The 22570-nt window shown below is 66.6% G+C and carries 19 protein-coding genes; 12 read left to right on the top strand and 7 right to left on the bottom strand.

Going from position 1 to position 22570, the window contains the following annotated elements; genetic code table 11:
- Positions 1-58 precede the first annotated feature (58 nt).
- Complete coding sequence (locus PJ259_RS05630; RefSeq protein WP_271655048.1) at positions 59-901, bottom strand: IclR family transcriptional regulator; 843 nt, start codon at positions 899-901, stop codon at positions 59-61.
- Positions 902-985: 84 nt separating this feature from the next.
- Between PJ259_RS05630 and PJ259_RS05625 the strand changes: the two genes are divergently transcribed.
- The 8 genes from PJ259_RS05625 to PJ259_RS05590 all read left to right on the top strand — a co-directional run bounded on the left by PJ259_RS05625 (position 986) and on the right by PJ259_RS05590 (position 11652).
- On the top strand, positions 986-1798 hold the full coding sequence (locus PJ259_RS05625; RefSeq protein ID WP_271655047.1) for an enoyl-CoA hydratase/isomerase family protein: 813 nt from the start codon (positions 986-988) through the stop codon (positions 1796-1798).
- Positions 1795-3882 carry an acetate--CoA ligase family protein gene (locus tag PJ259_RS05620; RefSeq protein ID WP_271655046.1) on the top strand — a complete coding sequence of 696 codons (2088 nt, stop codon included), beginning with the start codon at positions 1795-1797 and terminating at the stop codon, positions 3880-3882. The genes PJ259_RS05625 and PJ259_RS05620 overlap by 4 nt, the downstream gene beginning before the upstream one ends.
- Before the next feature lie 217 nt (positions 3883-4099).
- A complete protein-coding gene (locus PJ259_RS05615; protein WP_017641234.1) occupies positions 4100-4927 on the top strand; it encodes an ABC transporter ATP-binding protein in 828 nt (275 codons plus the stop codon).
- 26 nt (positions 4928-4953) lie between these two features.
- Positions 4954-5721: an ABC transporter permease gene (locus PJ259_RS05610; RefSeq protein WP_059315106.1), complete on the top strand. Its 768-nt coding sequence runs from the start codon at positions 4954-4956 to the stop codon at positions 5719-5721.
- 42 nt (positions 5722-5763) lie between these two features.
- On the top strand, positions 5764-6762 hold the full coding sequence (locus PJ259_RS05605) for an ABC transporter substrate-binding protein (protein ID WP_271655045.1): 999 nt from the start codon (positions 5764-5766) through the stop codon (positions 6760-6762).
- A 64-nt stretch (positions 6763-6826) separates the two neighbouring features.
- Positions 6827-8077: an OprD family porin gene (locus tag PJ259_RS05600; protein WP_271655044.1), complete on the top strand. Its 1251-nt coding sequence runs from the start codon at positions 6827-6829 to the stop codon at positions 8075-8077.
- A gap of 18 nt (positions 8078-8095) precedes the next feature.
- Positions 8096-10177 carry a 3-hydroxyacyl-CoA dehydrogenase NAD-binding domain-containing protein gene (locus PJ259_RS05595; RefSeq protein ID WP_271655043.1) on the top strand — a complete coding sequence of 694 codons (2082 nt, stop codon included), beginning with the start codon at positions 8096-8098 and terminating at the stop codon, positions 10175-10177.
- 149 nt (positions 10178-10326) lie between these two features.
- Positions 10327-11652: a M20/M25/M40 family metallo-hydrolase gene (locus PJ259_RS05590; protein ID WP_059315102.1), complete on the top strand. Its 1326-nt coding sequence runs from the start codon at positions 10327-10329 to the stop codon at positions 11650-11652.
- Positions 11653-11699: 47 nt separating this feature from the next.
- Here PJ259_RS05590 and PJ259_RS05585 read toward each other — a convergent pair whose 3' ends face one another.
- Positions 11700-12824, bottom strand: coding sequence for an MFS transporter (locus tag PJ259_RS05585; RefSeq protein ID WP_271655042.1), 1125 nt, complete (start codon positions 12822-12824; stop codon positions 11700-11702).
- Positions 12825-13087: 263 nt separating this feature from the next.
- Between PJ259_RS05585 and PJ259_RS05580 the strand changes: the two genes are divergently transcribed.
- Together PJ259_RS05580 and PJ259_RS05575 are read left to right on the top strand one after the other, a co-directional pair.
- Positions 13088-13516, top strand: a complete 429-nt coding sequence (locus PJ259_RS05580) for a DUF2231 domain-containing protein (RefSeq protein ID WP_271655041.1) — start codon at positions 13088-13090, stop codon at positions 13514-13516.
- Positions 13513-14808, top strand: a complete 1296-nt coding sequence (locus PJ259_RS05575) for a PQQ-dependent sugar dehydrogenase (protein WP_271655040.1) — start codon at positions 13513-13515, stop codon at positions 14806-14808. The genes PJ259_RS05580 and PJ259_RS05575 overlap by 4 nt, the downstream gene beginning before the upstream one ends.
- A gap of 51 nt (positions 14809-14859) precedes the next feature.
- Here the strand turns inward: PJ259_RS05575 and PJ259_RS05570 are convergent, their stop codons facing one another.
- The 5 genes from PJ259_RS05570 to PJ259_RS05550 form a co-directional block, all read right to left on the bottom strand.
- The gene (locus PJ259_RS05570; RefSeq protein ID WP_271655039.1) at positions 14860-15168 is read right to left on the bottom strand and encodes a cytochrome o ubiquinol oxidase subunit IV; all 309 of its coding nucleotides are present in this window, start codon (positions 15166-15168) and stop codon (positions 14860-14862) included.
- Positions 15165-15794: a cytochrome c oxidase subunit 3 gene (locus PJ259_RS05565; RefSeq protein WP_271655038.1), complete on the bottom strand. Its 630-nt coding sequence runs from the start codon at positions 15792-15794 to the stop codon at positions 15165-15167. The genes PJ259_RS05570 and PJ259_RS05565 overlap by 4 nt, the downstream gene beginning before the upstream one ends.
- Entirely contained in the window at positions 15791-17854 is a 2064-nt protein-coding gene (locus PJ259_RS05560; RefSeq protein ID WP_271655037.1) for a cbb3-type cytochrome c oxidase subunit I, read from the bottom strand. The genes PJ259_RS05565 and PJ259_RS05560 overlap by 4 nt, the downstream gene beginning before the upstream one ends.
- Complete coding sequence (locus tag PJ259_RS05555) at positions 17847-18788, bottom strand: ubiquinol oxidase subunit II (RefSeq protein ID WP_271655036.1); 942 nt, start codon at positions 18786-18788, stop codon at positions 17847-17849. The genes PJ259_RS05560 and PJ259_RS05555 overlap by 8 nt, the downstream gene beginning before the upstream one ends.
- Before the next feature lie 120 nt (positions 18789-18908).
- Positions 18909-19808, bottom strand: coding sequence for a LysR family transcriptional regulator (locus PJ259_RS05550; RefSeq protein ID WP_059315095.1), 900 nt, complete (start codon positions 19806-19808; stop codon positions 18909-18911).
- Between the two features lie 146 nt (positions 19809-19954).
- Here PJ259_RS05550 and PJ259_RS05545 point away from each other — a divergent pair, with 146 nt between their 5' ends.
- On the top strand, positions 19955-21034 hold the full coding sequence (locus PJ259_RS05545; protein ID WP_271655035.1) for a 4-oxalomesaconate tautomerase: 1080 nt from the start codon (positions 19955-19957) through the stop codon (positions 21032-21034).
- A gap of 200 nt (positions 21035-21234) precedes the next feature.
- Entirely contained in the window at positions 21235-22548 is a 1314-nt protein-coding gene (gene dctA / locus PJ259_RS05540) for a C4-dicarboxylate transporter DctA (protein WP_271655034.1), read from the top strand.
- Positions 22549-22570 lie beyond the last annotated feature (22 nt).

Here is a 22570-nt window from a genome sequence, read left to right as displayed (position 1 = left end):
GGAGTGACACCACGGAGCGGAAGGATGGCCTCCCGGGCGGAGATGTTGCCCCGAGACATTACGTCAGTCCGCCAGGATCACCCCCACAGACCGCCCTGATCTCCCTGGCCAACTCCAGCAGCACCCCGGCATAGCGCTCCTCGATCTCCGCCTCCGACAGCGGGGTGGCCAGGCTGATGTTGAGGGCATGGGTGCGGTAGCCGGGGAGGCCGAGGGGGGTGGCGATGGCGACCACTTCGGGTTGCCAGGCAGCCAGGCAGTAGCCCTTGCTGCGGACGCTGGCGATGGCGGCGCGGATCTCCTGTTCCAGCGGCGCCCGGCGTGCCTCGCAGCGGCGGGCGCAGAAGGTGGCGATCAGCGTCTCGCGCTGGGCTTCGCCCAGGCCGGCGAGGCAGGCGCGGCCCAGGGAGGTGATGTCCATCGGCAGGCGCTGGCCGACCAGGACGTTGCGCGGGGTCTTGCGCTGACTCAGGCGAATCGACTCCAGGTAGATCATCTCGTCGCGGTCCGCCGCCGCCAGGCTGACGTTGACCTGGTGTTCCCGCGCCACCTTGATCATCAGCGGCGAGGCGGCCTGCAGGAGGCTGCTGCCCTGGTGCATGGCATGGGCCAGGCCGAGAAAGGTCGGCGCCAGGCGATAGGCGCTGCGGCCGCCGTCGTAGTCCAGAAAGCCGGTGCGCACCAGGGTCTGGGTCAGGCGGCTGACGGTGGACTTGGCCAGGCCGAGGAGGTCGCTGAGGTCGCCATTGGTGAGGTATTCGGTGCCCGGACGAAAGGCCCGCAGGACATCCAGGCCACGCTCCAGCGAGCGGTTGGCCGGCGCCTTGCCCTGGCCAGGCATGTCGGCGGCGTTCGGCTCGGCGACGGCGTGTTCCACCTGGTGGAATGGCTGCGTTGTCATGACAGGTCTCCTCGCGCAGATTGATTTCAAGCCTGGCGCAGATCCGGGCAGCCAATCAACCCAAGAATAAGAGAGAGGCCTCCCATGACGACAGCTCCCGAATCGTCGACCCCCATCGAGCTGACGGTGACCCAGGGCATCGCCACCCTGACGCTCAACCGACCCGAAGCGCGCAACGCCATCAGCGACGACATGCGAACGCTGCTGATCGAGCACCTGGAGCGTATCGCCGCCGACAGCGAGATCAAGGCGCTGATTCTGACCGGTACCGGCAAGGGCTTCTGCGCTGGTGGCGACATCAAGGGCATGCAGGCGCGCATGAGTGCGCCGGCCGGTTCGGTGGCCTTCAACGGCTGGAAGCGCCAGCAACGGGTTCACCACGCCGTTTCGCTGCTGCACAACCTGCCCAAGCCGACCATCGCCGCGGTCAACGGCGCCGCCACCGGGCTGGGCTGCGACATGGCATTGAGCTGCGACTTCATCATCGCGTCCGAGCAGGCCACCTTCGCCATGAGCTACATCGCCCGCGGCCTCATCCCCGACGGCGGTGGCCTCTACTTTCTGCCACGGCGGGTCGGCCTGAGTCGGGCCAAGGAGCTGATCTTCACCGGTCGCACCGTCGCGCCGGGCGAAGCCGAGCGCATCAACATGATCGACCGGGTGGTGCCCCACGACGATCTGCTGCCAGCGGCCCAGGACTGGGCACTGCAACTGTCCGCCGGTTCCGCCACGGCACTGGGCCTGAGCAAGTCGATCCTCAACAATACTTTCGAGCTGACCCAGGGCCAGATCTCGGCCATGGGCAGCCAGGCCCAGGGTATCTGCTACACCTCCAGCGAACACCAGGAGTCGGTCGCCGCCTTCCTGGCGCGCAAGAGCACGGGTGGCCAGCGATGAGCGCCCTCGACCGTCTGCTCACCCCCGCCAGCGTCGCCGTCATCGGCGCCTCGGGCGACGCCCGCAAGACCTCCGGCCGGCCCATCGCCTTCCTGCGCAAGCATGGTTTCCAGGGGCGCCTCTACCCGGTCAATCCGCGCTACGAGGAGATCGATGGCCTGCGCTGCTATCCCTCCATCGCCGAGTTGCCCGAGGTGCCGGACGTGGCCGTCATCCTGCTGGGTGCCGAACGCGCCAATCAGGCGGTGGCCGAACTGGCGGCGCTGGGCTGTGCGGCGGCCATCGTGCTGGCCGGCGGCTATGGCGAAACGGGGGAGAGCGGCATCCGCCGCCAGGCGGAACTCCAGGCCGCGCGCGGCGGCATGCGTATCCTCGGCCCCAATACCATCGGCCTGGTCAACGTCAGCGAGCGCATCACCCTGTCCGCCAGTGGCGCCCTGGACATGGATGCCCTGCTGCCGGGCAAGGTGGCCCTGGTGTCCCAGAGCGGCGGCATCCTTGGCGCCTTGCTCTCTCGCGGCGTGGCGGCCGGCATCGGCTTTTCCAAGCTGATCTCCACCAGCAACGAGGTGGATCTGGACGTCGCCGACTTCGTCGACCACCTGGCTGACGATCCGGCGACTGCGGTGATTGCCCTCTACCTCGAAGGGCTGCGCGACACCGCCAGGTTCACCCGCGCCGTGGGCCGGGCCCGCGCTGCCGGCAGGCCGGTGGTGGTGTTCAAGGTCGGCCGTTCGGAAGCCGGCGCCAGCGCCGCGGCCTCCCATACTGGCGCCCTGGCCGGCTCGGACGATCTCTATTCGGCCTATTTCCGCCAGCTCGGGGTGATCCGCGCCGAGACCTTCGCCGACCTGCTGGACATTCCCTTCGCCCTGGCCAGTGGCCGGGTGATGCAGGGCACCCGGGTGGCCATCCTCACCTCCACCGGTGGCGCCGGCACCCTGATCGCCGACAACCTGGGCGTCAACGGCTTCCAGACCCCGCCGCCCGGCGCGGAGACGGCGGCGCGGCTGCGCGCCCTGGACGTCGGCGACCAGGCAGTGCTCGACCGCAACCCCATCGACCTGACCCTGGCGGGCCTGCAACCCGAGGTGATGCGCGGCGCCATCAGCATCCTGCTGGACAGCCCCGACTACGACGCGGTGATCAGCGTGGTGGGCTCTTCCGGCGTGGCCCAGCCGCACCTGATGGCCGATGCCATCCGTGACAGCCTGGCCCATTCGACCAAGCCGGTCCTGGCCTATATCAGTCCCCATGCGCCGGCAGCGGCGCAGCGTATCAACGGCTCGGGCGGCGTAGCCTTCAGTGCCCCTGAAAGCTGTGCCGGTGCGCTCAAGGCCCTGGCCCTGCAGGGCAGCTTCGCTCGCCAGCGGCAGACCCAGGTCGGTACCGTCGCGGACACGGCAGGGGTCACCTTGCCCGGTCTGCAACCGGGTCCGCTGGACGAAGCGCGCAGCAAGCAGCTCTACGAGACCTTTGGCATTCCGGTCACCCGCGAGCGGGTAGTGGGTGACGCGCGTCAGGCCGAAGCGGCGGCTCGCGAACTGGGTGGCGAGGTGGTGCTCAAGGTGCTCTCGGCGCGCATCCCGCACAAGAGCGAGGTGGGCGGCGTGGCCCTGCGCCAGCGACCCGACGGGATCGGTGCGCGTCTGGAGCGCATGCGCGACGAGGTGACCACCCAGGTCGGCTTCGATCCCGAGGCCTTCTTGGTGCAGGAGATGGTCAGCGGCGGCGAGGAGCTGATCCTCGGCTTCACCCGTGATCCGCAACTGGGCCCGGCGCTGCTGCTCGGCATGGGCGGGGTGACAGCCGAACTGTTCCAGGACACCACGCTGCGCCTGCTGCCGGTGACCCTGGAGGATGCCCGGGAAATGCTCGCCGAATTGCGTACCTACCCCTTGCTGGACGGCTATCGCGGCCGACCCAAGGCCGACGTCGAGGCGGCGGCGCACTGCATCGTGGCGTTCTCCGACATGGCCCTGCGTCTGGGCGAGCGCCTGCAGGAAGCCGAGATCAATCCGCTGCTGGTCAGGCCGCAAGGGCAGGGCGTGGTCGCCCTCGACGGTCTCACGGTGCTGAGCTGAAGCGTCGCTGTTCCACAGGGTGGAACAGCGCCATTGCCGCTCAGGTTCACCCTTGCATAATCCAAGAACGCTTCATTTCTGACTCATAACAATAAGTAGGTCACTATGAACAGCTTCCAGATCAACTTCCCATGGTGTGCATTCCTACCGTCAGGCGCCGTCGCGTCGTTCATGAGTCCTGAACCCGACGCCACGTCCTCGAACCGGGAGTAATGCCATGTCCGCCGTACTGAAGAACGCCAGCCCTCGCGAGCCGATCGGTGGCATCGCCCCGGCGCCCACTGTGATTTCCTTTCGCAACGTCGCCAAGGCCTTTACCGTCAAGGGCGTGGCGAAACAGGCTTCGCACAGCATCACTGTCGACATCCAGCAAGGCCAGGTGGTGACCATCGTCGGTCCTTCCGGCTGCGGCAAGTCGACCCTGCTCAACATGGTGGCCGGCCTGTTCGCCCCCACCGAAGGCCAGGTGCTCTACGGTGGCCAGCCGGTGAAGGGCATCAACGGCCGCACCGGCTACATGACCCAGAGCGATCACCTCCTGCCCTGGCGCGACGTGGCCGGCAACATCGCCGTGCCGCTGGAGATCCGTGGCGTAGGCAAGGCCGAACGTCAGGCACGCATCCGCGACCTGCTGGCCCTGGTCGGCCTGGAAGGGCACGAGAAGGCCTATCCCAGCCAGCTTTCCGGGGGCATGCGCAAGCGCGCCGCCCTGGCCCGGCTGCTGGCCTACGATCCCGAGACCCTGCTGATGGACGAGCCCTTCGCAGCGCTCGATGCCCAGCTGCGCATGCGCATGCAGACCGAGTTGTTCAAGCTCAGTCGCCAGCTGAAGAAGACCGTGCTGTTCGTCACCCACGACCTGGACGAGGCGGTGGCCCTGGGCGATCGCTGCCTGATCTTCTCCGGTCGCCCCGGCACCATCGTCCGCGACGTGCCCATCCCCCTGGGCGACGAGCGCAACATCCTGCAGCTGCGCAAGGACCCGCGGTATCACCAGCTCTGCGGTGATCTCTGGGAATTCATCACCCCGAGCCAAGACGCCTGAGCGGCCCACCCCTGGAGAATCCTGCTATGAACATCTTTCTCGGCCGCGTCGCCATCTTCGCCGTCATCCTGCTGTCCTGGCAGTTCGCCTCGGGACCGCTGGTGGATCCCTTCTTCGTCAGCTCGCCCAGCGAGATCGGCGGCCGCTTCGTCGAGCTGGTCTCCAGTGGCCGGCTGTTCGCCCACGGCTGGATCACCGTCGTCGAGACCCTGGCCGGCTTCTTCTGCGGCGCCTGCGCCGGGATCAGCGTCGGCCTGCTGCTGGGCCGCAACGAGACCCTGGCCAAGCTGCTCGACCCCATTCTGATCTCCATCTACAGCCTACCCAAGGTGGCGCTGGCGCCGCTGTTCATCATGTGGTTCGGCATCGGCATCGAGATGAAGATCATCCTGACCGCCACCATCGTGTTCTTCCTGGTGTTCCTCAACACCTATAGCGGCGTGCGCGCGGTGGAGCGCGAGCAGTTGGAGATCCTGCGGCTGATGGGTGCCAAGGAACATCACCTGATCGGCAAGGTGGTGCTGCCCTCGGCCATCCAGTGGGTGTTCACCGGGCTCAAGCTGTCGGTGCCCTATGCGCTGATTGGCGCCATCGTCGGCGAGATCATGGCGGCCAACCGCGGCCTGGGCTACCTGCTGCAGGACGCCGCCGGCCAGCTGGATACCGCCGGGGTCTTCGCCGCGCTGCTGGCGATCATCTTCCTGGCGCTGCTGCTGCAGGCGGCGGTGCGCAAGCTGGAAACCGCGTTGATGCCCTGGAAGAAGGAACAGGACGCCCGCGAACTCTCGATCTGATCGCCCCTACTACCCATTACAAGAAGAAGAGAGGTCTTTGCCATGTCGTTCAAGCGTCTGTTTTCCGCCCTCGGCCTGAGCGCCGCGCTGCTCACCGCCACCCCCGCCGTGCAGGCCGATGAAGCGGTCAAGGTGGCCATAGGTACCGAAGGTTTCGTGCACATGCCGCTGTTCGTGGCGCTGGATGCCGGGCTGTTCAAGAAGCACGGGCTGGACGTCAGCCTGGTCAAGTTCAAGGGTGGCGGCGCCGCCGCCTCCGGACTGGTCAGCCGCTCGGTGGAGTTCTGTTCCTGCGCCATCCAGAACGCTATCAACGCCAAGGTGAAGGGCGCCGACGTGACCCTGCTGGGGCGCATGGTCGGCCAGTATGCGAGCAACGTGGTGATCCGCCAGGAGGTGGCCGACCGCCTGGGGCTGAACGCCAACTCCACCGTCGAGCAGCGCCTGGCCGCCTTCAAGGGGCTGCGCCTGGCGGTCAGCGGTACTGGCGGCAGCGCCGACTTCCTGGTGCGCTTCCTCGGCCAGGAAGCCAAGCTGCAGTCGGAGAAGGACTTCACCCTGCTGTACCTGAACAACGGCGGCGCCATGCTGGCCGCCTTCGCCCAGGGCCGCATCGACGGCTTTGCGCTGTCGTCGCCGGCGTCGGACAGCGCGGTGATCGAGCAGAAGGGCTTCACCCTGCTGGACATGTCCGAGGGCCAGGTGAAGGCCCTGGACGGCTATCCTTCCATCGCCCTGAGCGCTCGCCGCGAGTGGTCGCAAGAGCACCCGGACACGGTCAAGGCCTTTCTCGCCGCGCTCAGTGATGCCACCCAGCTGATCAGCCAGCATCCGGACGAGGCCGCCAAGGCCGTGCGTACCCGCTTCGAGGGCGTCAACGACGAGGTCTATGCCGCCGCCTGGAAGAACAACCGCAAGTCCTTCCCCGCGACGCCCTATCTCACCGATGAGGACGTCCAGCGCGCCATTACCTTCCTGGGTCAGATCCAGAACACCCAGATCCCCGGTACCGCCGCCGACTACCTGACGCAGGTGCGCTGACCCGCACGCTTCCTTCCATCCCCCTGGCGCGCCGTGGGTGGCCAGGGTTCGGTAGAGACCTCCTATGCACAGGCATCATGACAAGCCGATCCTGGCGGCAGGGCTGGGTATTGCCCTGCTGTCGCCCCTCACCTATGCCGAGGGTTTCCTGGAAGACAGCAAGGCCACCCTGGAGCTGCGCAACTTCTACATGAATCGCGACTTTCGCGACGGCAGCGGCCAGTCCAAGCGCGAGGAGTGGGGCCAGGGGTTCATCCTCAAGTACGAATCCGGCTTTACCCAGGGCGCCCTTGGCTTCGGCCTGGACGCCCTGGGCCTGGTGGGGTTGAAGCTCGATTCAGGCCGTGGCCGCACCGGTACTGGTCTGCTGCCGGTAGACGACGAGGGCCGCGCACCCGGCGAGTACGCCAAGGCCGGGGCGACCTTCAAGGCGCGCTTCTCCAAGAGTGAGTTGCGGATCGGCACCCTGCTACCGCGCTGGCCGACCCTGGTCACCAACAATGGCCGCCTGCTGCCCCAGACCTTCGAGGGCAGCCAGTTCGAATTCAAGGAGATCAAGGATCTGACCCTGACCGGCGCCACCATCCAGCGCACGGTCTATCGCGACAGCTCCGGGGCCGACGGCCTTTCGCTGAACAACAAGAATCGCCGTTTCAGCGGTTCCCTGGAGGGGGGTGATTTCAATGTCGTCGGCGCCCTCTACCGCTTCGGCACCACCACCGATGTGAGCGCCCAGTATGCCGTACTGGAGGATGTCTATCGCCAGCGCTTTCTCGGCCTGACCGACCGCCGCAAGGGCGACTGGGGCGCCTTCCTCACCGAGGTGCGGCTGTTCGACAGCGACGACGAGGGCAGCGCCCGCGGCGGACGGATCGACAACCGCGCCTTCAGCGCCCTGGGTACCTACAAGCGCGCCGGCCACTCCCTGGGCCTGGGCTATCAGAAGATGTCGGGCTCAACGGCCTTTCCCTACGTCAATGGCACAGATCCCTATCTGGTCAACTTCGTCCAGGTGGGCGACTTTGCCGAGACCAATGAGCGTTCCTGGCAGGCACGCTACGACTACGACCTGGGTCAACTGGGTATTCCTGGTCTGAACTTCATGACGCGCTTCGTACGCGGCAGCCAGGCCGAACTGCGCGGAGGCGCGTCCGGAAGCGAGCGAGAACTGGATGTGGAGCTGCAATACGTGCTGCAGGGCGGCTCGCTCAAGGGCCTGAACCTGCGTCTGCGCAGCGCCACCTACCGTTCCGATTTCTCGCGGGACGCCAATGACGTCCGCGTCATCGCCAGCTATCCGCTGTCGCTGCTCTGACCCTTCGGGAGACCTCATATGACCACCGTAACCCTGCAACGGATCGACGCCCTGGGCGTCATCACCCTGGACCATCCACCGGTCAATGCCCTGTCCCGCGAGGTGCGTGCGGGGCTCCTGGCACGGCTGCAGGAGGCCCTGGCCGATGACGAGATCCAGACCCTGGTGATCACCTGCGCCGGGCGGACCTTCGTCGCCGGCGCCGACATCCGCGAATTCGACCTGCCGCTGCAGGAGCCCCATCTGCCGGAGGTGCTGGCGGCCCTCGAAGCCTCGCCCAAGCCGGTGATCGCCGCGCTGCATGGCACGGTATTGGGCGGTGGGCTGGAGTTGGCATTGGCCTGTCATTACCGGGTCGCGGCGACCGCTACTACCTTCGCCTTGCCAGAAGTCAGCCTGGGCTTGATCCCGGGCGCGGGCGGCACCCAGCGCCTGCCGCGCCTGGTTGGCGCGCCCCTGGCGCTGGACATGATCGTGGGCGGCACGCACCTGGATGCCAGCGCGGCGCTTGGCGCGGGGCTGATCGATGGTCTGGGCGAGGATGAGCCGTTGGCCTTGGCCCAGGGCTTTCTGCGTGAACATCCCCCCTTGTCGCCACGGCCGACGGCGGCGCAGACAGTATCTTCGTTCGACCCCGACGCCTTCGAGGTCCAGGCGCATACCTTGCTGCGCAAGCTGCCGGGCCAGGAGGCACCGGTGCTGGCGCTGGATGCCTTGCGCGGTGCCTGGCAGCTGCCGTTGTCCGCCGCCCTGCAGCGCGAGCGTGAGCTGTTCGTTGCCCGGCGCGAGTCCGCGCAGGCCCGAGCTCTGCGCCATGTGTTCTTCGCCGAGCGCGCCCTGGCGGGTCGTAACCGCGCCCTGGCCAAGGCGGCGCCTCCCGTAGCGTTACAGCAGGTGGCGGTGATCGGCGCGGGGCTGATGGGCAGCGGTATCGCCCTCTGCCTGGCCAACGCCGGCTTGGCCACCGTCCTGATCGATACCCAGCCGCAGGCCTTGGAACGGGGCCGCGCCACTATCGACAGCTATTTCTCCGGGGCCCTGGCCAAGGGCCGCCTGACGGCGGATCAGGCCAACACGCGCGCCGCCCTGATCCGCTGTGAAGCGACCCTGGACGCGGTAGCCGACGCCGATCTGATCATCGAGGCGGTGTTCGAGGATCTGGCGGTCAAGCAGGAGGTCTTTCGTCAGCTCGATCGCCTGGCCAAGCCCGGCGCCATCCTGGCCACCAACACCTCCTATCTCGATATCGATGCCATCGCCGGGGTGACCGGCCGACGGGAGGCGGTGATCGGCATGCACTTCTTCAGCCCGGCCCAGGTGATGAAGCTCCTGGAGGTGGTTCGGACCCGCGCGGTCGCGCCCGCCGTCCTGGCCAGTGCCCTGCAACTGGGCGAGCGCCTGGGCAAGACCACGGTGGCGGTGGGCAACTGCCATGGCTTCGTCGGCAATCGCCTGCTGGCGGTACGCGAACGCGAGGCGACCCTGCTGGTGGAAGAGGGCGCCGCCCCCGAACAGGTCGACCGGGTGCTGCGTGAATTCGGCTTTCCCATGGGACCCTTCGAGCTGCGTGACCTGGCCGGGATCGACATCGCCTGGCGCAATCGCCAGGGGCGGGGTGAATCCCTCAGCCCTGCCGAGCGGGCCTGCGACCTGATCGAGCAGCTGCACGCCCTCGGCCGTCTTGGCCAGAAGTCCGGCGCCGGCTACTACCGCTATGAACCGGGTCAGCGCCGGGGCCAGGCGGATCCCCTGGTCGCAGAGCTGCTCGCCGCCCACCGTGAGCGCCGGGGCGTCACCCCACGCAGCCACAGTGATACGGAGATCCTCGAACGCTGCCTGTTCGTGATGATCAACGAAGCGGCCTGGCTGTTGGAGGAAGGCATCGTCGAGCAAGCAGTGGACGTCGATCTGGTCTGGCTGCACGGCTACGGCTTTCCGCGCTATCGCGGCGGGCTGCTGTACCACGCCGACGAGTGTGGGCTGGAGCGGATCGTCACCACCCTGGAAGGCTGGTCCGCCGCCCTGGCCGAGCGCGGGACGCGGATCTCGCCGCGGCTCAGGCAGCTAGCGGCCGAAGGCCGGACATTTCTGGACCTATGAGTCGAAAGCAGCACCCTGAGCGACGCTACATATCTGATAGCGCCCCGTTCTTTGACCTTTCGTTCGCGCACCCCTAGGGTCAGGCAAGGGTGTATTCGTCAGACGATTGCGCCCGATCGGAATACCAATTCAGGCAATGGGAGTGTCAGATGTCTTTTGCTCGTTCGGCTTTGGCCAATCGCTTTTCCGCAATGATTATTACGGCGGCGACCGCCACCCTGTCGCTACCCCTGGCTGCGGCACCCACCGTCGAGGGCGCCCTGTCGTCGGTACAGGGCGATGCCCGGGTCACCAAGGCGCTGGACGCGCTGCGCGCCGATGATGGCCGTACCTTCACGGAACAGAAGCACATCGCCCAGATTCCCTCGCCGCCGTTCAAGGAAAAGGTGCGCGCCGAGTATTACCTCAAGCGTTTCCAGGAGCTGGGTCTCAAGGACGCCAGCATCGCCCCGGAAGGCTATGTGATCGCCACCCGCAAGGGCAGCGGCCAGGGCCCGCAGCTGGTGGTCTCGGCGCACCTGGATACGGTGTTCCCCGAGGGCACCGACCTGACCCTCAAGGAAAAGGACGGCAAGACCTACGGCCCCGGTATCGGCGATGACGCCCGGGGCCTGGCGGCGCTGCTGTCGGTGATCGACGCCCTGAACAAGAGCGGCATCGAGACGGTGGGTGATCTGGTATTCGTCGGCACCGTGGGCGAGGAGGAGCTCGGCAACCTGCGCGGGGTGAAGGCCCTGTTCAAGGATCGCCAGGGCATCGATGGCTTCATCTCGGTGGACGGCATCGACGTGCGGCGGATCGTCAATCGCGGCACCGGCAGCCACCGCTACGAGATGACCTTCAAGGGCCCGGGTGGCCACAGCTTCGCCGAATTCGGTCGACCCAGCGCCATCCACGCCATGGGTCGTGCCATCGCCAAGATCGCCGAGGTGCGGCCGCCCAAGGAGCCCAAGACCACCTTTACCGTGGGCACGGTGCAGGGCGGCACCTCGGTCAACGCCATCGCCGGCGAAGCGCGCCTGACCCTGGACATGAGATCCAACGAGGAGGCCGCGCTGCTGGCGGAAGAGAAGGAGATCCTGGCTCTGGTGCAGGACGCGGTGAAGGAGGAGAACAAGCGCTGGGACACCGATCAGATCTCGGTCGACATCAAGCTGATCGGTGATCGTCCAGCCGGTGGCACGGCGGAGGATTCGCCCATGGTACAGACGGCGCAGCGCTCCATCGCGGCGGTAACCAACGGCGCCAAGGTCACCTTGAGCGGTGGCAGCACCGACTCCAACACCGCCATGTCCCTGGGCGTGCCGGCCATGACCATCAGCGGCGGCGGGGAGGGCGGCAGTGCCCACTCGCTGGCGGAGTGGTACAAGCCGGTGGATGCCTACCAGGGCCCGCAGAACGTGCTGCTGACCAGCCTGACCCTGGTGGGCGTCAAGGGCGTCAGCGAGCCGGTGCTGCAGGCCCACGGCAAGTAGCGGCAGGCAGACCCTGGCGTCCGCAATGGACGCCAGGGTACGGATGGCTACTCGGAAGCCGGTTTCAATTTCAGGCACGCCAGGGAGCTGACCAGGATGGCCAGGCCGGACAACGGGTACAACAGGGTCGAAGGCACCAGCGGGATGAGCACGCCCGCCAGCAGCGGCCCCACGCTGGCACCCACGTCGCGCCACATGGCGTTGGACGCCAGCGCTGGCAGCCGTGCCTGACCCGGATGGCGGGTGGCGACCAGGGTCACCACCAGGGGGATCTGCAGGGCGCGCAGGATGAGCACCCCGCCGGCGCCCAGGATCAGCCAATGGAAGCCGAAGGCGGTCAGCGATAGCGCCGTCAACGTCGAGCAGGCCACCAGCATGGGCGCTGCGCCATAGCGATCCGCCGCCCGGCCGCCGAGCGGGCTGAGCAGCATGTCGGACACATAACGCAGCGCCATCAGCAGCCCGGCCACCAGCACCGCGTCGCCGCCCAGCACCGCCTGGGAAAAGGCCGACAGGCCAAAGATGAACAAGCCGTCCAGGGTCACTCCTTCGATGAAGGACCAGGTGACGATGCGATCCGGCCAGCGCAGGCGGCGCCCGGGTGCCGGCAACTGGTGCCCGGCGCTGGGCAGCCCCAGCGCCAGCAGCAGGCCGATCAGGCAGAGGCCGCTGCAGAGCAGCAGCACCGCGCGCGGCCCGTATTGCAGGGTGAGCCAGGCACCCGCGGATAGGGCGAGCATGGGACCGATGGCGATCAGCGCCCGGGAGGTGCCGGTGCGCCGGGCGGCGCCGGCCGGATCGGCGGTGGCCAGCACCTGGGTGGACAGGTTGAAGGTGGCGAAACTCAGGCCCCAGGCCAGGCGTAGCCCCAGCAACGCCCAGAAACCCGAGAGGTTGGCATTGCCCAGGGCGCAGAGCGCGGCCACTGCGGCGGCCACCACCAGGCTGCGCCGATCGCCGAAACGGGCATAGAGCTGCACCACATAGCGATAGCCGACGATGCGGATCACCCGGTTGGCGGCCAGCAGGATGCCGGCTTCGATCAGGGTGATGCCGAAGACCGGGGCGTACATGGGCAGGACGAGGTAGAGCAGCACGTCGCTGGGCAGGCAGAAGGCGAGGGCGATGGCCGCGCGCCGGGAGGCCTGGTCGACGGACCGGGAAGAGGTCATGCGCGAGGGATTCCTGTAGACGAGGTGACATCCAGCCCGATGGTCGGCGGCTGGACAGCGGATTGCAGGGACGGCTCGTCCGCGCAGGCGCCTGGTAGACGCCGCGGCTGCAACGAGCCTGTCATTATCTCTTCTTTTTCAAGAGGTGTCCGCCAAGCGATACGGCTGAACTAACCTCGCGCGCCAGCAATCCTTTTCAGTGCGTCCTTCCCGTCGTGGTGGCCATTCGGCCCACGGCGTCCCGTCATGAAAAGGAGTCGTCAGTGACCGTAGCTGCCCATCATTACCATCCCGTCCGGCCCGGCCCGCTGCATGCGCTGCTGTTGGGCGGCTCTGTGCCGCTGTTTATCGGCGGTCTGCTCAGCGATATCGCCTATTACCAGACCTATCACATCCAGTGGGCCAACTTCGCGGCCTGGCTGATCGCTGGCGCCCTGCTGCTGTCGGGGCTGGCGCTGCTGTTCGCGCTGGTCAATCTGATCCGCGCGGAACGCAAGGGTGGCCGTCCGGCGGTCTACTTCCTCCTGCTGTTGCTGGCCTGGGTGCTCGGGCTGGTCAATGCCTTCGAACACGCCAAGGATGCCTGGGCGGTGATGCCTAACGGGCTGATCCTCTCGGTGGTCGTCACGGTGCTGAGCCTGGCGGCTGCCTGGATCGGCCTGTCCAATCTGCGTTCGGAGGTGACCCGATGAGCACGCCAAGAGCCCTGAGCGCCCTCAGTCTGGCCATGTTGCTCGCCGCGTGCGGTGGCGAGGGTGGCGCCGATACCCAGGCCCGAGGTCCCGATCCCAAGCTGCCTGAACCCCAGCGCGGCCTCCTGCCGAGCATGAAGATCGCCGAGCCGGCGGCCTGGGGCGACCGCACGCCCGCCGTTCCCCAAGGCTACAAGATCACCGCCATCGCCACCGACCTGCGCATTCCCCGGCAGATGCTGGTGCTGCCCAACGGCGACATCCTGGTAGCCGAAGGCCGGGGCGGCAATGCGCCTAAGCTCAAGCCCAAGGATGTCATCGCCGGCTACATCAAGGCGAAGGGCAACACCCAGGTGAAGGGTGGCAATCGCCTGACCCTGCTGCGCGACGCCGACGGCGACGGCACCTACGAACTCAAGACGGTATTCGCGGAGAATCTCAACGCCCCCTACGGCCTGGCGTTCGCGAACGGCCGCATCTATGTGGCCAACCAGGATGCCCTGGTGAGCTTTCCCTACCAGGACGGCCAGACCCAGGCCGGTGCCGCGCCGACCAAGGTGGTGGACCTGCCGGCGGCGATCAATCACCACTGGACCAAGTCGCTCGCCGCGAGTCCTGATGGCCGCTACCTCTATGTCGGCATCGGCTCCAACAGCAACGTCGGCGAGCGTGGCCTGGACGTCGAGGTGAATCGCGCGGAGATCTGGCAGATCGATGCCCAGAGTGGCGCCCACAAGGCCTATGCCACCGGGGTGCGCAATCCCACGGCGCTGGCCATGCAGCCCGGCAGCGGCCAGCTCTGGGCAGTGGCCAACGAGCGTGACGAACTCGGCCCGGACCTGGTGCCCGACTACCTGACCTCGATTCGTGAGGGCGGCTTCTATGGCTGGCCTTACAGCTACTGGGGCCAGAACGCCGATCCGCGGGTCAAGCCGCAGGATCCAGCCAAGGTGGCGGCGGCCATCAAGCCCGATTACAGCCTGGGCTCCCACGTTGCCGCCCTGGGCCTGAGCTTTTCCACCGCGGCGGTGGGCGGGCAGTTCACCGACGGCGTCTTCGTTGGCGAACACGGCAGCTGGAACCGCGACAAGCCGGTGGGTTACCGGGTGGTCTTCGTGCCCTTCAAGGATGGCCGTCCGGCCGGCGAGCCTGTCGATTTCGCCACCGGCTTCTATGGCGAAGACGGCAAGACCCGTGGCCGACCGGTCGGGGTGGCGGTGGATCAGCGAGGCGGCGTCATCATCGCCGACGACCTGGCCAACACCATCTGGCGCGTGACTCGCACCCAGTAAGGCCCTGCCGAGACGATCGCGTTGCCGCCCCTGGAGGGGCGGCAACTGCGCTCAACCCATGCGGTGATGTAGATCCCCCAGCACCACCAGGCTGCCCACCACCATCAGCACCAGGATCAGGCTGGTGAACAGCAGCAGATAGAGGTCGTGGCGGTGCGAACGGCCCAGGCTGATATGCAGGAAGCAACGCAGGTGCACCAGGGTCTGCAGCAAGCCCAGGCTAAAGATGACGCCAAGGGTGGTTCCGCGCGGCAGGCTGGGAAACTGGATGAGGGCGATGGGGATCAGGCTCAACAGCACGGCCAGCGTCAGGCCAGTCACATAGCTCGCCAATTCGCGGCGATAGTCGTCACGCTTCATGGCAACAGCCCCTGCAGGTAGACCACCGACAGGATGGCGACCCAGACGATATCGAGAAAATGCCAGAATAGCCCCAGGCGCATCAGCCGGGTCTTCACGGACGTATCCAGGCCGAACACCCTCAGTTGCACCAGCATCACCACCAGCCACAGGCAGCCACTGGCGACGTGCACCCCGTGCATGCTTACCAGGGCGAAGAACGCCGACAGGAAGGCACTGCGCTGGGGCAGGGCGCCTTTGTCCGCCATACCCAGGAAGTCGTGCAGCTCCAGGCCGAGAAAGACCAGGCCCAGCGCCAGGGTCACCAGCAGCCAGGTCACCAGGGGACGCAGGCGGCCCTCGTGGTATTTCATCGCCAGCGAGGCAAGGCCATAGGTGAAGCTGCTAGCCAGCAGCACCAGGGTCTGCAGGGTCACGCTGCCCAGTTCGAAGACGTCGCGAGCGACTGGCCCCCCGGCGGTGGCGTGCTGCAGCGTCGCATAGATGGCGAACAGCAGCGCGAACACCAGGGCGTCGCTCATCAGGAAAATCCAGAAACCGAACAGCGAGTATTCGGCCTCGGCGTGGGTCGCGTGATCGGTGGCGCCGACGTTGAGGCCAGCGTGGTTCATGTCACGCGAACTCATGGCCCCATCTCCGCCAGGCCACGATTGCCCGGGCTGGTTTCCTCGTCGCGCGTGACGGGGCGGGTCGCGGCGACCTCATCCAGCCAGGCTTCATGTTCGCGCCGAACGTCCGCCGCCGAGATCAGTCGCTCGGTATCGCGCTGGAAGCTGCGGGCGATGACCGCCCCCCAGGCCACCAGCAGCCCAAGTACGGCCATCCAGCCGATGTGCCACACCAGGCCGAAGGCACAGGCGAAGCCCGCCGCGCCGACGATGGCCGGGACGGCACTGTTCTTGGGAAGCACCAGATCGGCATAGGTCCGCGGCCGGTCGTAGGCCAGGCCTTGTTCCTTGAGCCAGGTGAAGGGATCCCGGTCGTTGATCGGCAGCGGCACGGCGAAGTTGTACTCTGGCGGCGGCGCGGCGACCGCCCATTCGAGGGTGCGGCCGTTCCAGGGATCACCCGCCGGCACCCGCGCACTGTCGCGGCGACGAATGCTCACCACCAGCTGAATCACCAGGCTGCCCAGGGCGGCCAGCAGCACCACCGCGCCGAGTTCGGCGACCCACAGCAGCGGGGCGAAATCGGGGTTGTGGATGGCCTGGCTGCGCCGCGGCAGGCCGGAGACGCCCAGCACATACAGGGGCATGAAGGCGAGGATGAAGCCCAGGCCGAAATTCAGCGCGGCGATGCGGCCCCAGCGTTCGTCGAGGCGGAAGCCGAAGGCCTTGGGAAACCAGAAGTGGTAGCCGGCCAGCATGCCGAACAGCATTCCCGGGATCAGCATGTTGTGGAAGTGGGCGACCAGGTAGACGGTGTTGTGTACCTGGTAGTCCACCGGCGGCGTGGCCAGGGTGATGCCGGTGAGGCCGCCGATCACGAACAGCATGATGAACATCACCGCGTAGATCAGCGGCGTGGTCAGGCGGATGCGACCGCGGAACATGGTCGCCATCCAGTCGTAGATCTTCACCCCGGTGGGAATGCCGATGAGCATGGTGGCGATGCCGAAGGCGGCGTTGATCCTGGGGCTCTGGCCCATGGTGAAGAAGTGGTGCAGCCACACGGTAAAGGACAACACGGCGATCACCAGGGTGGCCCAGACCAGCGAGTGATAGCCATAGAGACGCTTGGTGGAAAAGGTGGCGAAGACCTCGGAAAACACCCCGAAGGCCGGCAGGATGAGGATGTACACCTCCGGGTGGCCGAACAGCCAGAACAGGTTGATGTAATTCATCAGGTTGCCGCCCTGGGTATTGGTGAAGAAGTGGAAGTCCAGGTAGCGGTCCAGGGCCAGGAGCAGGGTGGCCACGGTCAGCGGCGGCATGGCGAAGATCATCAGGATGCTGGTGCACAGCGCGGTCCAGCTGAACAGCGACATGTGGAACAGGCGCATGCCCGGCGCCCGTTCCTTGTAGAGGGTGACCGCGAAGTTGAGGCCGGTGAGGGTGCTGCCCAGGGAGCTCAGGGTCAGGGCCCAGATCCAGTAGTCCGGGCCGACGCCGGGCTGGTATTCGATGCCGGTATAGGGCGGGTAGCCGCTCCAGCCGCCAGTGGAGAAGCGCCCCAGCACCAGTGAGACCATCACCAGCGCCGCGCCGGCTACCGTCAGCCAGAGGCTGATGGCATTGAGCAGCGGAAAGCGCACGTCGCGGGCGCCGATCTGCAGCGGCATGACGAAGTTGATCAGCCCCGTCAGGAAGGGCATGGCGACGAAGAACACCATGATGGTGCCATGGGTGCTGAACAGCTGCCCGAAGTGTTCCGGCGGCAGATAGCCCGGCGCGTCGATGGCCAGGGCCTGCTGAGTGCGCATCATCACCCCTTCCACCACGCCACGGCTGAACATCACCAAGGCCAGCACCACATACATGATGCCGATGCGCTTGTGGTCCAGGCTGGTGAACCACTCCTGCCAGAGATAGCGCCATTTGCCGAGCCAGGTGATCACCCCGGCCGTGGCGAGGGCGCCGAGGATCACCACGCTGGCGCCGCAGGTGGCGACCAGGCTGTAGAAGGGCAGGGCGTCGTAGCCCAGGCGGCCGAACAGCAGGTGCCAGAGGGCCGAGGAGTCAGTCATGGGCGGCTCCGGTGAAGGTGTCGCAGGCGGGTACCGGATCCTGGCGATAGCGCGCCAGCACCCAGGCGAAGAGAGCGGGTTGGGTCAGGCGCAGCTCGGCGGCCTGCTCCAGGGTGCCGGGGCGGGCCAGCACCTGGTAATGAGCGCAGTCCAGCGCCTCGCGAGCCTGACCCACCCTTTGGGTCCAGGCTTGAAAGTCGGCCTCGCCCAACACCCGGATCGGGAAGTGCTGGTCCTGGAAGCCCTTACCGCTGTACTGAGCGTTGCGTCCCTCGAACTGGCCGGGCGCGGGAATCTGCAGATAGCGCTGCGTCTGCATGCCGGCCATGGCATAGATCTGGCCGCCCAGGCGCGGCAACAGCAGCGACTGCATCACCGTATCGCTGGTGAGCTTGAGCTGTACCGGACGGCCCGCCGGCAGGACCAGTTCGTTGACACTGGCGATGCCCTGCTCGGGGTAGAGGAACAGCCACTTCCAGTCCAGGCCGATCACCTGGACCTCCAGCGGCGCCACGCTGGGCGTTGGCGAGCGATAGGGGTCCAGGCTATGGGTCCGGGTCCAGACCAGGAAGGCCAGGGCTACCACGATCAGCGCCGGCACGCCCCAGGCGAAGATGTCCAGCAGCCAGGAGAACTCCCAGCGCGGCCGGTAGGCAGCGCGATCGTTGCCGTGGCGATAGCGCCAGACGATGAGCGGGGTCAGCAGGATCACCGGCAGCACCACCACCAGCGCCAGGCCGACGATCCACTGCAGCAGGTCCCGCTCGCCACTGGCGGCGAGCCCTGCGGGCACGAGGAAACCATGCTGGAGGGGCGAGCAGCCGGCCAGCAGGGTGGCCACAACCAGAGTGGCAGCCAACCGGAATGGCAGGGGCTGCCCACCCTTGAAGGTCGGCAGGCGCAGAGCGGGACGCGGTAATCGCGCAAGGGACATGAGCGGACTCGACCGTAACCAGTTATTGCAGCCAACAGACCATCCGATCAGGGGCGGCGTTCACTGGATACTGGCGCTTGGCCGCCTCGGCTTGGGACACGGTGGCATACAGGACCCGCGCTAGGGCTGTTCGGTCTTCCACTGGCCGAGCAGGATGGCGACGAATTTTTCCGCCGCGGGGGACAGGGAGGCACCGCGCCGGGACACCAGGCCCAGGGTCCGGGTTACCTCCGGATCGGTAAGGGGCACGCTGACCAGCGTCGGGTGGTCGGCGGCTGGCATGGCCAGGCTGGGCATGGCGGAAACGCCCAGCCCGGCTTCCACCATGCCCAGGGAGGTGGACAGGTGCTGTACCTCATAGAACCACTTGGGACGGATGCCACGGGCGGAGAGGGCATGGTCGAGTAGCACCCGGTTGCCGCTCAGGCGACCTACGCCGATCAGCCGGTGCTCGACCAGTTCGCCCCAGCTGATCGACGGGCGCCCGGCCAGTTCGTGGTCGCGCCGGCAGGCCAGCACGAACTGCTCCTGCACCAGAGGCACGAACTCGATGTCCGGGTGCTGGCCGCTGAGCATGTTGATGCCGAAGTCCGCCTCGCCACGCAGCACGGCTTCCAGACCATCATTGGCACTGAGGTCCAGCAGGCGGATGCGGATCTTGGGGTATTGCGCGTTGTACTGGCGGATCACCGAGGGCAGGAAGTAGAAGGCCGCGGTGGGGATGCAGGCCAGGGTGACCTGGCCGGTCTGGCGTTCGGCCAGTTCGCGGATGCTGAGGATGGAATCCTCGAAGTCATCCAGCAGCCGACGCGCCTTGGGCAGGAAATCCCGTCCGACGCTGGTGAGTCCGACGCGACGAGTGGTGCGTTCGAGCAGGGGCGTGCCCAGGCCGTCTTCCAGCTTCTTGATGCGCCGACTCAGGGCGGGCTGCGACAGGTGCAGGGCATCGGCCGCTTCATGGAAGCTGCCCAGTTCGGCGATCTTCACGAAAGATCGAATGTCTTGCAGCTCGTAGTCCATGAATTACCTATCTCTCGAATCCAGCTTTATTGATTATCCAAGTGGAATAATAGCGACGATATTTGCATTGGATAGATTTATCTACGGCTGCCAATCTTGCCCCTAGAACATCAATAAACGCTATTGATCAACAAGAGACAGCAGTCATGCAACGTATTCCCTGCGTTCTCATGCGCGGTGGCACCTCCAAGGGGCCCTTCTTCCACGCCAGCGACCTGCCCAGCGATCCCGCGCTACGCGACGAGATGCTGATCGACCTCATGGGCGCCGGCCACGAGCTGGAAATCGACGGCATCGGGGGTGGCAGTCCCCAGACCAGCAAGGTCGCCATCATCAGCCCGTCCAGCCATGCCGATGCCGACGTGGATTACCTCTTCGTTCAGGTGATGGTCGCCGACCGCCGTGTCGATACCGCGCCCAACTGCGGCAACATGCTCTGCGCCGTGGGTCCTTTCGCCGTGGAGCAGGGCCTGGTCGCCGCCAGAGACGGCAAGACTCTGGTACGTATCCGCAACCTCAACACCGACAGCTTCGTCGACGCCCTGGTGCACACGCCCGGCGGCGTGGTGCGCTACGAAGGCGATACCGCCATCGACGGCGTGCCCGGCACCGCGGCACCGGTCCAACTGACCTTTCTCGACGCCGTGGGCAGCAAGACCGGCAAGCTGTTTCCCACGGGCCAGGCCACCGATGTCTTCGACGGCGTGCCGGTGACCTGCATCGATATGGCCATGCCGATGATGATCGTCGACGCCCGCCACCTGGGTGTGACCGGCAGCGAGCGCCCGGCCGAGCTGGACGCCGACACCGGGCTGCTGGCGCGGCTGGAAGCCCTGCGGCTGCAGGCCGGCCGGGCCATGGGCCTGGGCGATGTCAGCGGCAAGGTGATTCCCAAGCCGGTGCTGATTTCCCCGCCTCAGCACGGCGGCACCCTGCAGGTCCGCTACTTCATGCCGCACAGCTGCCACCGGGCGTTGGCCATCACCGGCTCCATCGGCCTGGCCACCGCCTGCGTCACCCCGGAAACGGTGGTGATGGCGCTGCTCGGAGCCGGCGCCGAAACCCTCACCGACGTTCGCCTGGAGCATCCCAGCGGCGGTATCGACGTGGTGCTGTCGCGCGGCGGCGCTGACGGCACTACCATCCAGGCCTCGGTCGTCCGGACCGCGCGCCGCCTGTTCGCCGGCCATGTCTACGCGCCCGTCGCGCGAAGGCTCGCCGGCTGACGCAAGAGCCTGTTCAGAATCTGCTGCGCGTCGGCCAAACCGCGTTGAAAAGGGCTTCGGAATGCTCATTTACCACTCGTAAACTCCGCTTCCTCAGCCCTTTTCGCCTTGTTTGGCTCTAGCTCGCGAGATTATGAACAGGCTCTAAGAACCCACCCCCACCAGCGCATCCGCACAACTTCAATAAACGGTGATGCCCCATGAAACTTGCCAAATCGCTGTACTTCCAGATCCTCTGCGCCGTGGTCCTCGGGGTGCTGGTCGGTCACTTCTGGGCGCAACAGGCCGTTGCGCTCAAGCCCCTGGGTGACGCCTTCATCAAGCTGATCAAGATGATGATCGCCCCGGTGGTGTTCTGCACCATCGTCACCGGCATCGCCGGCATGACCGACAAGAGCAGCCTGGGTCGGCTGATGGGCAAGACGCTCCTGCTGTTCCTGGTGCTCACCGTCATCAGCCTGTTCATCGGCCTCGGCGCGGTCTATCTGTTCCAGCCCGGTGTGGGCATGAACATCGATCCCGCGACCCTGAGCACCGCCAGCATCGCCCAGTACACGGCGTCGGCGGCCAAGCTCAGCGTGGTGGACTTCTTCATGCACATCATCCCGGACACCTTCATGGGGGCGTTCAACAAGGGTGAGGTACTGCCGGTGCTGTTCATCGCCGTGCTCTGCGGTTTCGCCCTGTCGTCCATGGGGGAGCGCGGCCGGCCGGTGTTGAATGTGCTGGAGTCGGCCTCCCAGATGGTCTTCCGGATCTTCGGCTACCTGATGCGCTTCGCGCCGATCGGCGCCTTCGGCGCCCTGGCCTTTACCGTCGGCCAGTACGGCATCACCTCGCTGGGCTCCCTGGCCAAGTTGATCGCCACCCTCTATATCGCCTGCGCCTTCTTTGTCTTCGTGGTGCTGGGCGCCCTGTGCCGCTCGCGGGGCTTCAGCCTGTGGAAACTCCTGCGTTACTTCCGGGAGGAATTCCTGGTGGTGCTGGGCACCTCGTCCACCGAGCCGGTGCTGCCGCGCATGCTGCAGAAGCTCGAAGGCCTGGGCTGCAAGAAGGGCGTGGTCGGCCTGGTGCTGCCCACGGGCTATTCCTTCAACCTGGACGGCACCGCCATCTACCTGTCGCTGGCCGCCGTCTTCATCGCCCAGGCCTGCAACATCGACCTGACCATCGGCCAGACCCTGACCATGCTGGCGATCATGCTGCTGTCCTCCAAGGGCGCAGCCGGCGTGACCGGCAGCGGCTTCGTCGCCCTGGCCTCGACCCTCACCGTGATCCATGACATCCCCCTGGCGGGACTCGCGCTGCTCATCGGGATCGACAGATTCATGTCCGAAGCCCGCGCGCTGACCAGCCTGGCGAGTAACGCCGTGGCCACCGTGGTGATCTCGCTGTCCGAAGGTGCCTGCGACCGGGAGCGGCTGTTACGCGCCCTGGCCAGCGGCAAGGCCGAACCCCAGGCAATGCCCGACGCCGTCGAGTGGACCGTACCGGACGCCCGTCCCCACGCCTGACCGTCCAAACGCCTCTCCTGCT

The organism is Pseudomonas sp. JBR1, from assembly GCF_028198185.1.
Classification (GTDB): domain Bacteria; phylum Pseudomonadota; class Gammaproteobacteria; order Pseudomonadales; family Pseudomonadaceae; genus Chryseomonas; species Chryseomonas oryzihabitans_E.
The sequence above is the reverse complement of the archived record's forward strand: the minus strand, read 5'-3'. Positions and strand labels throughout refer to the sequence as shown.